This is a genomic window from Promicromonospora sp. NPDC052451 (genome assembly GCF_044547525.1).
Lineage (GTDB): Bacteria > Actinomycetota > Actinomycetes > Actinomycetales > Cellulomonadaceae > Promicromonospora.
Genome location: NZ_JBIUAP010000003.1, coordinates 217,119 through 231,337, shown reverse-complemented (window position 1 = coordinate 231,337; position 14,219 = coordinate 217,119). Strand labels below are relative to the sequence as shown.

The 14,219-nt window shown below is 72.9% G+C and carries 6 protein-coding genes; 3 read left to right on the top strand and 3 right to left on the bottom strand.

Translation table 11 applies throughout. The features are described 5' to 3' along the window. Positions 1–20 precede the first annotated feature (20 nt). Positions 21–6,083 carry an Ig-like domain-containing protein gene (locus ACIG47_RS06775; RefSeq protein WP_397430161.1) on the top strand — a complete coding sequence of 2,021 codons (6,063 nt, stop codon included), beginning with the start codon at positions 21–23 and terminating at the stop codon, positions 6,081–6,083. Here the strand turns inward: ACIG47_RS06775 and ACIG47_RS06770 are convergent. Continuing rightward, positions 6,080–6,562 (bottom strand): MarR family winged helix-turn-helix transcriptional regulator, encoded by a 483-nt coding sequence (locus ACIG47_RS06770; protein WP_397414831.1) that lies wholly within the window; start codon positions 6,560–6,562, stop codon positions 6,080–6,082. The two genes, ACIG47_RS06775 and ACIG47_RS06770, sit on opposite strands and share 4 nt — an antisense overlap. Positions 6,563–6,732: 170 nt before the next feature. On the opposite strand from ACIG47_RS06770, the gene ACIG47_RS06765 reads away from it, so the two are divergent. Further along, a complete protein-coding gene (locus tag ACIG47_RS06765; RefSeq protein WP_397430160.1) occupies positions 6,733–9,957 on the top strand; it encodes an efflux RND transporter permease subunit in 3,225 nt (1,074 codons plus the stop codon). A 289-nt stretch (positions 9,958–10,246) separates the two neighbouring features. After that, the gene (locus tag ACIG47_RS06760) at positions 10,247–11,407 is read left to right on the top strand and encodes an epoxide hydrolase family protein (RefSeq protein ID WP_397430159.1); all 1,161 of its coding nucleotides are present in this window, start codon (positions 10,247–10,249) and stop codon (positions 11,405–11,407) included. A 216-nt stretch (positions 11,408–11,623) separates the two neighbouring features. Here the strand turns inward: ACIG47_RS06760 and ACIG47_RS06755 are convergent, their stop codons facing one another. Beyond that, complete coding sequence (locus tag ACIG47_RS06755; protein WP_397430158.1) at positions 11,624–13,111, bottom strand: aldehyde dehydrogenase family protein; 1,488 nt, start codon at positions 13,109–13,111, stop codon at positions 11,624–11,626. A gap of 87 nt (positions 13,112–13,198) precedes the next feature. Continuing rightward, the gene (locus ACIG47_RS06750) at positions 13,199–14,200 is read right to left on the bottom strand and encodes a proline racemase family protein (RefSeq protein WP_397430157.1); all 1,002 of its coding nucleotides are present in this window, start codon (positions 14,198–14,200) and stop codon (positions 13,199–13,201) included. Between the last annotated feature and the right edge of the window lie 19 nt (positions 14,201–14,219).

The following is a 14,219-nucleotide window of genomic DNA, read 5'->3' as shown; positions in this document are numbered from 1 at the left end:
CGACGATCGAGGAGAGAAGCATGAGCCTGGTCTCGCGCGTGATGGAGAACCGCCGCTCGGTCGCGTCGGTCGGCGCGGTCACCCTGTTCGGCGCGGGGCTGGTCGGGTTCGCGCTCTGGTACGACGGCGAGGCGACGGCCGACGTGCACCTGAACGACTCGGGTGTCTGGGTGACCAACTCCGCCAAGCAGGAGCTGGGCCGGTTCAACTACGAGGCCAAGGCGCTGGACGGCACCCTCCTGGCCAACTCCGTCGGCTTCGACGTGGAGCAGGACGCGCAGCGGGTGCTGCTGAACAGCGTCGGCGACTCCTCGGCCAGCCCGGTGAACCCCGCGCTGCTCTCCCTGGAGGGCACCATGAAGTTCCCGCCGGGCGTGCAGGTCGCCTCCGGCGGCGCGACCACGGCGGCCTACGACCCGGAGTCGGGGCTGGCGTGGGTGCTGCCCTTCGACCAGGCCGCGTTCGACGAGAAGAAGACGAGGCCGACCGTCGAGGCCGGCCCGGGCGGCGCGATCGCGGTGGGCACGGACGGCACCGTCCACCTGGCGGTCCCCGCCGACGGCACGCTCTACACCGTGCCCACGGGCACCCAGGGCGTGGCGGAGGACGTCCAGGAGTCCGAGCTCCCGCTGGACGCCGACGCCGACGTCCAGGTCTCCGCCGTCGGTGACGAGCCGGTGGTGCTGGACCGGTCGAGCGCGACGCTCGTGCTGCCCGGCGGGGACACCGTCCCCGTCGAGGACGGCGCGCAGGGCGTGCTGCAGCAGCCGTCGGCCGCCTCGGACGTCGTGGTGGTCGCCGTCCCCGAGGGCCTGGTCTCCCAGCCGCTGGGCGGTGGCGACCCGACCCGGCAGACGACGTCGGCGGGCGTGCCCGCCGCCCCGGTCCAGCTCGGCGGGTGCGTCTACGGCGCCTGGGCGGAGTCGGGCCAGGTCGTGCGCAACTGCCCGGACCGCGCCCACGACGTCGACCAGGTGCTGGAGGGTCTGGCGCCCACGTCGAAGCTCGTCTACCGGGTCAACCGGAACGTGATCGTCCTGAACGACGTGGCGGACGGCACGCTCTGGATGGCCGCCGACGAGTTCGAGATCGTCGACGCCTGGAACCTGAAGCAGCCCGAGAACTCCAAGGACAAGGAGGAGACGGAGTCGGAGGACACGACCCCGGAGCAGGTGGACCAGCTCGTCGCGGACCGCAGCAAGCCCAACCGCCCGCCGGAGCCGCAGCCCGACGACATCGGCGTGCGCCCGGGCCGCACGACGGTGCTGAACGTGCTGGGCAACGACATGGACCCGGACGGCGACGTCATGACGGTCTCGGTCGAGGGCGAGGTCAACGGTGACGCCGCCGTCGACCGGGTCCTGGACGGCGCGGCGCTGCAGGCGAACGTGCCCGCCGACGCGACCGGGAGCATCACGTTCAAGTACCAGGTCGACGACGGCCGGGAGAACGGCACCGCCACGGCGTCGGTGAAGGCCCGGATCGTCCCGCTGGAGGAGAACAACCCGCCCGAGCAGCCGGGTGAGCCGAAGCTGGAGGTCGGTCAGGGTGGCATCGGCACCATCAAGGTGCTGCCGTACTTCAAGGACCCGGACGGCGACGACCTGTTCCTGTCCAACGCGTCCACCGCCGACCCCAAGGACGAGGTCCGGTTCCGGCCCGACGGCACCATCGAGTTCCGCGACGGCGGCACCACGGTGGGCAGCAAGATCGTCGACGTCACGGTCTCGGACGCGCTGAACGCGCCGTACCAGGGCAAGGTCAAGATCAACGTCTCGGCCGCGAACGTGCCGCCGATCCCCGTCCAGGACCATGTCACGGTGCTGGCGGGCGAACCGGTCACCGTGGCACCGCTGAGGAACGACGCCGACCCCAACGGCGACGACCTGCAGCTCACCAAGGTCTCCGACGAGCCCGGCGCCGAGATCACCACCAACGCCACCGCGAACACGTTCCAGTTCGAGACCGACCAGCCTGGCTCGTACGACGTGACCTACCAGGTCTCCGACGGGCCGAACCCCGCCACCGGCCTGGTCCGGGTGGACGTGGTGACCCCGCCGGACGACGGCGGCGTGCCGGTGGCCGTGTCCGACCAGGTGCTGCTGCCCACCGGTGGCACCGCCCTGGTGGACGTGCTGGCCAACGACACCGACCCCGCCGGCGGCGTGCTCGTGGTGCAGAACGTGGAGGTGGCGCCGAACGCCCCCGTCAGCGTCTCCGTGCTCAACCACCAGATCCTCAAGGTCTCCGAGCTCAAACGGCTCGAGGGCCCGGTCGTGGTGCACTACACGGTCGCGAACGGGGCGGGCACCGTGGCGGGTCAGGTGCGGGTGGTGCCGATCCCGGCGCCGGCGCAGCTGCGCCCGCCGGAGGCCGGGCCGGACACCGCGACCGTGCACACGGGCGACGTGGTGACGATCCCGGTGCTGAAGAACGACACGCACCCCGACGGGCTGGAGCTCACCCTCAACGACGAGCTGCAGGAGGCCCCGCCGGCCAGCGCGGGCGAGGCGTTCGTCTCCGAGGACACCGTGCGCTTCCGCGCGGGCGACGAGGCCGGCACCGTGCACGCCGTGTACGAGGTCGTGGACTCCAACGGCCAGAAGGACTCCGCCCAGGTCACCATCGACGTGGTGGACGCCCCGGAGAACGGCGCCCCGCAGCTCCCGGACATCGAGGCCCGCGTGCTGGCGAACGGCATCGTGCGGATCCCCCTGCCGCTGGACGGCACCGACCCCGACGGCGACCACGTCACCCTGAGCTCCATCTCCGGTGCCCCCGCCCAAGGCACCGCCACCATCGTGGACGGGTTCATCGACTACCAGGCCTCGGAGGACGCCGCCGGCCTGGACACGTTCACCTACCAGGTCACCGACACCCGCGGCGCACCCGCCGAAGGCCTGGTCCGCGTGGGAGTCGCCGCTCCCCCGGCGTCCAACCAGAAGCCGCAGGCGATCGACGACGAGACGACGGTCCGCCCCGGCCGCACGGTCGCCGTCGCCGCGCTGGAGAACGACTCCGACCCGGACGGCGACCAGATCGGCCTGTACACCAAGGGCTTCGAGGGCACCGAGGAGATCGGCGTCGACCCGAAGGCGGTCGAGGACGACGTGGTGCTGACCGCGCCGGAGGAGGAGGGGGCCTACTCCTTCTACTACGGCATCCAGGACACGTACAAGGAACGGGCCAGCGGCGCGATCACCGTGAACGTCGAGCGCGACGCCCCGCTGCTGCGCCCGGTCGCCCGCGACGACGTGGTGACGGCCGACGACGTCGAGGGCTCGTCCAGCGTGACGGTCGACGTGCTCGCCAACGACTCCGACCCCGACGGTGTCGCCGCCGACCTGGAGGTCTCGGTGGACGAGGGCCTGGAGGGCGTGACGGTCGCGGAGGACGGGCGCGTCCAGGTCCGGCTCGCCGAGAGCGCGCAGGTCATCACGTACACGGTGACGGACATGGACGGCCTGGAGGCCAAGGCGTTCGTGCGGGTGCCGGGCGACCAGTCCCGTCCGCACGTGAAGCCGGGCCTGGAGCCGCTCAAGGCGACCACGGGTGAGCCGCTGACCATCGACCTGGCCGAGTACGTGGTGGTCCGTGAGGACCGGGAGCCGCGCATCACCGAGGAGAAGACGGTCAAGGCCCTGGAGGGCTCCGTCTCCGTCGAGGACGCGGACACGCTGGTCTACACCTCGGCGGCGGACTACGCCGGGCCGGCCTCGGTCAGCTTCGAGGTCACGGACGGCTCGGGGCCCGACGACGCCGAGGGCCTCACGTCCGTGCTGACGCTCCCGGTCGACGTGACACCGGCCAAGAACATGCCGCCGAAGGTCACGGGCACCCCGGTGCTGGAGGTCGCTGCCGCCGAGGAGGCGACCGTGGACCTGTCCCGGTACGTCAAGGACCCCGACAAGGACGACCTCACGTACCGAGTCACGGGCGGCGAGGGCATCACGACCTCCGTCTCCGGCGCCACCATCACCGGCGAGGTCGACGTGGCGGTACCGAAGGGCACCGTCCGGGAGCTGCCGATGACCGTCTCCGACGGGTTCAACCCGCCCGTCGAGGCGAGCCTGACCGTGAAGGTCGTGCCGTCGACCCGCTCGCTCGCGCAGACCACCGACGACGTGGTGACGGACGCGCACCAGGGCGAGCCCACGACCATCCCGGTCCTCGCCAACGACGTCAGCCCGTTCGAGGGCGAGCCGCTCACGCTCACGGGCTCCCCCACCGTCGACACGGGCCAGGGCACCCCGGCGTATCAGGGTGACCAGCTCGTGGTGACCCCCGCGGCGGACTTCACGGGCACCCTGGTGGTCCGCTACCGCGTCGCGGACGCCACCGGCGACCCGGACCGGGAGGTCGACGGCCTCGCCCGCCTCACGGTGCTCGGCAGGCCGGACGCACCGCGCGCGCCGCGGGTCGAGGAGGTGCGCTCGGAGACGGTGGTGCTGAGCTGGGACCAGCCGAACAACAACGGCTCGGACATCACCGGTTACACGCTGCGCACCCAGAACGGGCAGGAGCACGCGTGTGCCACGACCACCTGCACCTTCGACGGTCTGCAGAACAACGTGAAGTACCGGTTCACGGTGGTGGCGACGAACGACGTCGGCGACTCCGAGCCGTCCCCGGCCTCCCGGGAGGCCCGCCCGGACGAGAAGCCGGACAAGCCCGCCCCGCCGAGCCTCGAGTTCGGGGACAGCAAGCTCACGGTGTCGTGGAAGAACCGGACCTACACCGACCGGTCCCCGATCGAGTGCGTGAACCTGGAGATCAGCCCGCCGCCGGCCGACGGCGTGACCCAGAAGACCTGCGTCGCGGGCAGCCCGATCACGTGGGAGGGCCTGGAGAACGGCACGGCGTACACGGTGCGGGTGCAGGCCAAGAACGACGCGCCCGACCCTTCCGACTGGAGCGACCCCTCCGCTCCCGAGGTTCCCGCCGCACCTCCGGCCGCTCCCGCTGCCCCGACGGCCACGCGGGTCAACACCGCCGTGGGCGGCCAGATCACGGTCAGGTGGACCGCTCCGGCGAACAACGGTGACGCGATCGACAAGTACTGGCTGGGCGTCTACACCGACGGCCAGCTCGTCAAGGCGATCGACACCACCGACACCGAGCAGACCGTCCAGGACCTCTCGACCGGCTCCTCGTACAAGTTCCGTGTGCGGGCCACCAACAAGGCCGGCAACGGGGAGGCCAGCCCGTTCTCCAACGAGGTGGTGCCCTACGGCACCCCGGACCGGCCTGGCACGCCCTCCGCGTCCCTCGGGTCCACGACCAGCGGCCAGGCGGACGTGGCGTGGGGCCGGATCGGCGAGTTCCGGGGTACGGGGCACCGGTACGAGGTACAGGCGAACGGCGCGGGCGCGCAGAACGCCGGCGACACCACCTCGCACACCTACAGGCCGCTGACCAACGGCACCTCGTACACGTTCCAGGTGCGGGCCTGCAACGACTACATCTGCTCCGACTGGTCGGCGTCGTCGAACGCGGTGACGCCGTACGGCCCGCCGCCCACGCCGAGCATCAGCGCCGCCGGCGGCGGCGGCCAGGTGACGTTCACCTGGGACGCCCGGGCCACCAACGGCCGGCCCACCACGGTCCGCGTCACCGGGGCGATCACCAGCACGGCCAAGAGCGGGACCGAGTCCGCGAGCGCGAGCGCCGGCCAGACCAAGCGGGCGTGCGTGACGGTGACCGACTCCGAGGGCAACTCCGCCCAGAAGTGCGCCGAGGGCACCGCCCTGACCCCCAGGGCGTGGCTCAGCTACGGCTCCGAGGTGAGCTGCGCGAGCACGTGCCGGCACTGGGTCGTCAACTGGTCGGGCTTCGACTCCGGCAACCACCAGGTCGCCTGCTGGGCAGGTGACACGTCGCGGTACGACGCCGACAGCCCGAGCTACTGGCACGACATCCACCCGCCGCACCCGAACACGTGGTCGGGCGCCACCAAGTACTCGATGAACGGGACCAGCGGGTCCAAGGAGCTCCCGTGCTTCATGGGATCCCAGTACAACGGGGCGGAGGTCGCGTTCTACGTGGACGGCGAGCGGTACCAGATCTCGAGGTGGAACAGCTAGCGCGCCGCGGGTCCTGACCCCGGGTCGCTCGCGGGGGCGAGCCGCGTGGCCGCCTCCAGCAGCGCCCTGGTGCCGCGGGTCAGGGCCCGCAGGTCCTCGACGTCGAGCAGGGCCAGCAGGTCGGGCGGCAGCTCCTCGTCGTGCGCGACGATGCGCCGGATCGTCTCGCTGCCCTGCTCGGTGCTGGTGACCCGCCGGACCCGGCCGTCGGCCGGGTCCGGCGTGCGCCGGGTCATCCCGGCCGCGGTGAGCCGGTCGAGGATGCCCGACACGGTGGCCGCCGAGACGCCGAGGGCGTCGGCCAGCCGCTGCGGCGTCGACTCGCCGTCCACCTGCACGAGCGCCAGCGCCCGGAGCTGCTGCACGGTCAGGTCGGTCTCCAGCAGCGGTACCAGCCGGGTGGCGAAGAACTCCTCGCCGAGCCGACGGTGCAGGGTGGCGAGCTCGGCGACGAGCTCGGCGCGGGTCTGGTCGGTCACGGGGTGACTTTAGCGGCCCCGGGCCGGGCCGTGACCGGTGCGGAAGCCGCGGTTGCGGGGCGGGAACCCCGGCAGGATCCTTTGCGTTAGGCAAAATACTGCGCCGACGGAGTCGCGGGACCCCGGCGTATCCCCCCAGAACTGGAGGCAGTGTGTTCCGTCTTGCCCGAATGTCGCTCGCGAACCGCGCGCTCGTCGCGCTCGCGACGACAGCCGTCTTCCTCGTCGGCATCTTCAGCATGGGGCAGCTCCGCCAGGAACTCATCCCGTCGATGACCGTGCCCATGGTCGCGGTCACCGCGGCCGACCCGGGCACGTCGCCGGAGATCGTCGCCGAGCGGGTCACCGAACCGATCGAGAACGCCGTCCAGGGCGTCGACGGCGTCACGGGCGTGACGTCGACCGTCGCCACGGGCCTCTCGGTGACCAGCGTCGAGCTGGAGTACGGCACCGACGTGGACGCCGTCGAGCAGGAGGTGAGCTCGGCCCTGGGCGGTCTGAGCGACCTGCCTGAGGACGTCGAGCCGGAGGTCATGGCCGGTTCGCTGGACGACCTGCCGGTGATCCAGCTCGCCGTCTCGGGCAACGGCAGCGAGCGCGAGCTCACCGACGCCATCGACTCGGTGCTGGTCCCGGAGCTGTCGGGCATCGCCGAGGTCCGCGACGTCACCGTCACCGGCGTCACCGAGCGCCAGGTCGTGATCGAGCCCGACGACGAGAAGCTCGCCGCCGCCGGCCTCACCGCCGCCCAGCTCTCGACGCTCCTCCAGGACAACGGCACGGTCGTGCCGGTCGGCTCCATCACCGAGGACGGCACCACGAGCAGCGTCCAGGTCGGCACCTCGGTCGCCTCCGTCGAGGAGCTGGAGGACCTGCCGATCCTTCCCGCGGCGGGTGCCGCGGGGGCGGGTTCCGGTGCGGCGGCAGGCCCCGGCGGTGCAGGCGCCGTCCCGGAGGCCTCCGACGCCGGCACCGGCGCTGCCGACGTCGTCCACCTCGGCGACGTCGCCGAGGTGAGCGTGCAGGACGTGCCGCCCACCTCCTACTCCCGGCTGGACGGCGAGCCGTCGCTCGCCGTGGCGCTGACCAAGACCCCGGACGGCAACACGGTGGACGTGTCGCACGCGGTGCACGACGTGCTGACCGACGTGGAGGACGAGCTCGACGCCGACGGCGTGACCACCGTGGTGACGTTCGACCAGGCGCCGTTCATCGAGGAGTCGATCGAGGGGCTGACCACCGAGGGCGGCCTCGGCCTCCTGTTCGCGGTGCTCGTGATCCTGGTGTTCCTCGCCTCGCTGCGCGCCACGCTGGTCTCCGCGATCTCGATCCCCCTGTCGCTGGCGGTCACGTTCGCGGCCATGAACCTCACCGGCTACACGCTGAACATCCTCACGCTCGCGGCCATGACCATCTCGATCGGGCGCATCGTGGACGACTCGATCGTCGTGATCGAGAACATCAAGCGGCACCTGTCCTACGGCGAGGACCGCGTCCACGCGATCGTCACCGCCGTGCGCGAGGTGGGGGCCGCGATCACCGCCTCGACGGTGTGCACCGTGGCCGTGTTCGCGCCGATCGCGCTGGTCGGCGGCATGGCGGGCGAGCTGTTCCAGCCGTTCGCCGTCACCGTGGCCATCGCCATGGGTGCGTCGCTGGTCGTGGCGCTGGTCGTGGTGCCGGTGCTGGCCTACTGGTTCATCAAGGTCCCGGCGCAGCCCGACGGCGGCGTCGCCCTGCGCGAGGCGGCCGAGGAGAAGGAACGGCGCGGTGTCTGGCAGCGTGCGTACGTGCCGTCGCTGGCCGCGGCGCTGCGCCGTCCCGCCGTGACCCTGGGCATCGCCGTGGCGCTGCTGGCCGGCACCGTGGCCCTCGTGCCCCGCATGGAGACCAACTTCATCGGCGCCGCCGGGCAGGACACCCTCTCGGTGACGCAGGAGTTCGAACCGGGCACGTCCCTGGCGGCGCAGGACGACGCCGCGAAGGAGGTCGAGGACGTGCTCTCGGGTGTCGACGGCGTCGAGACCGTGCAGACCACCGTCGGTTCCGGCGACGGCATGGCCGCCGCGTTCGGCATGGGCGGGGGCGGCAGCAGCGCCACCTTCGCCCTCACCCTGGACGAGGACGCCGACGGCACGGCCGTGCAGGACGAGGTGAGCGACGCGCTCGACGCCGCCACCCTGGACGGCGAGGTCACCGTGGCCGCGGGCGACGCCGGCTTCGCCAGCAGCACCGTGGACCTCGTGGTCACCGCGCCCGACGCCGAGGGCCTGGCCGAGGCGGCGAGCACCGTCGAGGACGCCGTGACGGACCTGGACGGCGTCGACGGCGTGACGAACAACCTCGCCGCGGAGCAGTCGACCGTGCAGGTGACCGTCGACCGGGACGCCGCGGCCGAGGCCGGGCTCACCGAGCAGGCCGTCTCCGGTCTGGTGGCCGGTGCCATGAACGAGTCCAGCATCGGCACCCTCGATCTGGCGGGCTCGTCGCGGGACGTCGTGGTGGCGGGCGACGTGCCCGCGACGACCGACGAGATCGAGGAGATCCAGGTGCCGACGGCCGCAGGGATGATCCCGCTGAGCGACCTGGTGACGGTCGAGCGGGTGTCGGCCCCGGCGTCGGTCACGCGGGTGGACGGCGAGCGCAGCGCCACCGTCGCGGTCACGCCCGCCGGACAGGACCTGGGCTCGCTGACGGTCACCCTGACCGAGGAGATCGACGGCCTCGACCTGCCCAGCGGCGCGGAGGTGACCATGGGCGGCGTGGCGGCCGACCAGGCCGACGCGTTCGCCGACCTCGGCCTGGCGCTGCTGGCGGCCATCCTCATCGTGTACCTGGTGATGGTGGCGACGTTCCGGAGCATCGGGCAGCCGCTGATCCTGCTGGTCTCTGTGCCGTTCGCGGCCACGGGCGCGCTGGGCGCGCTGCTGCTGACCGGGACGCCGCTCGACGTCGCCGCTCTGATCGGCCTGCTGATGCTGGTGGGCATCGTGGTGTCGAACGCGATCGTGCTCATCGACCTCATCAACCAGTACCGCGCCGACGGGCGGGCCCTGGACGAGGCGGTCCGGGAGGGGGCACGGCAGCGTCTGCGGCCCATCGTGATGACGGCAGCCGCGACCATCCTCGCGCTGACGCCCATGGCGTTCGGCCTCACCGGCGGCGGGGCGTTCATCTCGCAGCCGCTGGCGCTCGTGGTGATCGGCGGGCTCGTCTCCTCGACCCTGCTGACGCTCTACGTGGTGCCGGTGATCTACACGCTGTTCGAGCGCCGGTCGGAGGACCGCACCTCCAAGCGTGCAGCGCGGGCGGTACGGCGCGCTGAGAAGGCGCAGGCCAAGGCGGCGGAGGCGGCCCGCGTCGCGCAGCGCCTGGCCGCGGACACGGCCCGGTAGGCAGTCGCCGGGCGCCCGCGGACTGAGCGGGCGCCCGGCGGACGGGCAGGCGGTCACCCCGGGCGGAGGTGCCCCGGGCCGAGCTGCCCCAAGCCGAGCCGCCCCAAGCCGAGCCGCCCCAGGCGGACGTGCCCCGGGCGGAGGTGCCCCGGGCGGAGGTGCCCCGGGCGGAGGTGCCCCGGGCAGGTGGGTTGCGCTGTGTAGACAACGTCTACACAGCGCAACGCACCTCCGTCGCCATGTGTCTCCGCGGGGCGCCGCGATCCATCCGAAATCGTAGAGTTGTCCCGTGACGGACACCCCCGCGACCTCCCCCGAGCCGTTCGCGCCCCGCACCGCCCCCGAGGCGATCGAGGACCTGCGCGCCCGGCTGCGGATGACCCGCTGGCCCGACGCGCCGCAGGACGTGGGGTGGACGCTCGGCACGGACCTCGACTACCTCCGCGACCTGGTCGCGTACTGGGCGGACGGCTTCGACTGGGCGGCGCAGGAGGCCGCGCTGTCCCGGCTGCCCCGGTTCCGCACCCGGGTCGGCGGACTGGGGATCCACTACGTGCACGCGCGCGCCGTCGCGCCGTCCGGCCCGGTGCTGCCGCTGGTCCTGTGTCACGGCTGGCCCGACGCGTTCTGGCGGTACTCGAAAGTGGTCCCGCTGCTGACCGACCCGGGCGCGCACGGCGCCGACCCGGCCGATGCCTTCGACGTCGTGGTGCCCGACATGCCAGGGTTCGGGTACTCGGACCGGCCGTCCGGGCAGCCGCTGAGCTCGATCGCCGTCGCCGACCTGTGGGCCGCGCTCCTGCGCACGCTGGGCTACGAGCGGTTCGGCGCGGCGGGCGGCGACATCGGCAGCCACGTCAGCCGCTACCTCGCGCTCGACCACCCCGACCGGGTGGTCGCCGTGCACCGGATGGACGGCGGCCTGCCCGTCTTCGCCGACGACCCGGCAACCCTCCGGCCGCAGGAACGGGCCTGGTTCGCCGAGGCCGCCGGCTGGAACGCCGCCGAGGGTGCGTACGGCGCCCTGCACCGCACCAAGCCGCAGACCCTGGCGGCCGCACTCACCGACTCGCCCGCCGGCCTGGCCGCGTGGATCGTGGAGAAGCTGCACTCCTGGAGCGACGGCGGCATCGAGCGCTGGTCGCGGGACGACGTGCTCACGCTGCTGTCGATCTACTGGTTCACGGGGACGATCGGCTCCTCGACGCGCATGTACACCGCCAACTCCGCGATCCCCGCCGCACAGCTGACCCGCCGGGTCGAGGTGCCGTCCGGGTTCTCGCTGTTCCCCGGTGACATCGTGCGGCCTCCGCGCGCCTGGCTGGAACGCACGGCCAACACCGTCTCGGTGACGGAGCCGGCGCGCGGCGGCCACTTCGCCCCTTTCGAGGAACCGGAGCTCTACGCCGAGGAGCTCCGCGCCTTCTTCCGCCCGTACCGCCGGACCTGAACCGGGCCGCCCACCCCTGCCCCGCCTCATCCCTGCCCCAAATCGGCAGTTTGCCCCACGAACTCGGCAGTTTGCCTCGAGGTCGGCACAGGCCTGTACCGACCTCGACGCAAACTGCCGACCGGCACAGCGCACGGCGCGCAGCGCACACCGCAGACTGCCGCAGCGCGCACCGCTACCTGCCGAGCTGAACCGCCCCTCAGCGAGCCGCCGTGCTCACCACTGTGCCGACGCCCCTCGCGGTGACACCGTGCGGGGCACGCCCCAGGGGTTGTCGTCGCGCAGCGGCGGCGGCAGCAGGGCCTGCGGGGCGTCCTGGAACGTGACACCGCGCAGGAAGCGAGCGATCGCGGCGGTGCCGACCGACGTGCCGTCCGTGGTCGTCGCGGGCCACGGCCCGCCGTGCTGCATCGCGGGGGTCACCGCGACACCCGTGGGCCAGCCACCCAGCAGCACGCGCCCGGCGTGCTCGCCGAGCCGGGCCACGAGCGCCTGCAGGTCCGCGCCCGTCTCCCCCGCACCGAGGTGCAGGGTCAGCGTCAGGTTGCCCGGGAACAGCTCGCCGACGACGGCGGCCAGGTCGGTGCCGCGCGGGTACTCGACGATGACGGAGAACGGCCCGAACACCTCGTCCAGCAGCGCCGGCCCGGCCGTCCGCAGCACGTCCAGCGGCACGGAGACGAACGTCGGCGTCGCCCACCCCTGGCCATCGGTGTCCCGCCGGAACCCGCCGGGGCGCACCACGCGGACCCCGTCCACCCCCAGGACCTCGGAGACGCGCCGCTCGTACCCGTCCGCGATCGACGGGTTGAGCAGCCGGTGCTCGGCGACGTCCGCGGCGGCGGCGACCACGGCGTCGTCGTAGGCCGTGCCCTCCGGGACGAGCAGGAAGCCCGGCTTGGTGCAGAGCTGCCCGGCCGATCCGGAGACGCTGGCGACGTACCCGGCCAGCAGCTCGCCACCGCGCTCCTCCAGCGCCGCTGCCGAGACGAGCACCGGGTTGACGCTGCCCAGCTCGCCGAAGAACGGGACCGGGTCGGGCCGGGCGGCCGCCCGCGCGGCCAGGAGCTGCCCCACGCGCTGGGACCCGGTGAAGGCCGCGGCCCGCACCGCCGGGTGCTCCAGCAGCGCCACGCCGGCGTCCTGGCCCGTGACGAGCTGGAGCGTGCCCTCCGGCAGGCCGGCCTCGACCAGCGCGCCGGCCACGAGCTCTGCGACCCGCTCCGACAACCGGGGGTGACCCGGGTGCGCCTTGACGATCACCGGGCAGCCCGCCGCGAGCGCCGCCGCCGTGTCCCCGCCGGCCACGGAGAACGCGAACGGGAAGTTGCTGGCCGCGAAGTTGAGCACGGGGCCCACCGGCCACAGGCTGCGGCGCAGGTCCGGGCGGGGGCCGAGCACGAAGTCGGGGTCGGCCTCGTCGAGGCGCACGTCGAGATAGGCGCCGTCGGCCACGACGTGCGCGAACAGCCGTAGCTGCACCCGGGTGCGGGTGAGCTCGCCGCGCAGCCGGGCCTCGGCAAGGCCGGTCTCCTCCTGGGCGATCGCGACCAGCTCGTCGGCGTGGTCGCCGAGCGTCGCGGCGGCGGCGCGCAGGGCTCCCGCGCGGACCTCGGGCGGCGTCTCGGACAGCGCGGTGAACGCCTCGGCGGCGAGGCGGGCGACGTCGTCGACGGCGAGGTCGGGTGCCGTGGTGGCGGTCATGGGTGTCGGCTCCTCAGCGGTTCTCGGGCGGGCTCAGGTGGTGCGGTCCGGCGGCCGGGCAGGGTCGGCGCCCGCCTCCGGGACGGGTCAGAAGACGAACCCGGTGGGGAACGGGTCGCTCGGGTCGAGCAGGTAGTTCGCGGTGCCGGTCACCCAGGCGCGCCCGGTGATGGTGGGCAGGACGGCGGGCAGGCCGGCGACCGTGGTCTCCCCCACCAGGCGCCCGACGAACCGGCTGCCGATGAACGACTCGTTGACGAAGTCGGTCCCCAGCGCCAGCTCACCGCGCGCCCACAGCTCGGCCATGCGGGCCGAGGTCCCGGTGCCGCACGGCGACCGGTCGAACCAGCCGGGGTGGATTGCCATGGCGTGCCGGGACAGCGTCGCGTCCGAACCGGGGGCGATGAGCTCGACGTGGTGGCAGCCCTCGACCCCGTCGAGCTCCGGGTGCCTCGGCATGGCGGTCTCGTTGATGGCGTCCATGATCGCGAGCCCGGCGGACAGCACGTCCTGCTGGCGCTCGCGGTCGAAGGGCAGCTTGAGGTCGTCGAGGTCGACCAGGGCGTAGAAGTTGCCGCCGAACGCCATCGAGTAGGGCACGGTGCCGTAGCCGGGCACCTCGACCTCCTGGTCCAGCGCGGTGACGAAGCTGGGCACGTTCTCGATGGTCACGGCGTCCGCGTGGCCGTCGCTGACGGCGACCTTCGCGACCACCAGCCCGGCGGGCGTGTCGAGCCGGATCTCGGTGACCGGCTCGACCACGTCCACCATGCCTGTCTCGACCAGCACGGTGGCCACACCGATGGTGCCGTGCCCGCACATGGGCAGGCAGCCGGACACCTCGATGTAGACCACGCCCCAGTCGCAGTCGGGCCGGGCGGGCGGCTGCAGGATGGCGCCGCTCATCGCGGCGTGCCCCCGCGGCTCGTTCATGAGGAACTGCCGCAGCTCGTCCATGTGCTCCATGAAGTACAGCCGGCGGTCGTTCATGGTCTCGCCGGGGATGAGCCCCACGCCGCCGGTGACGACGCGCGTGGGCATGCCCTCGGTGTGCGAGTCGACGGCGGTGATGGTCCTGCTGCTGCGCATGGCGCCTCCCTGTGCTCGG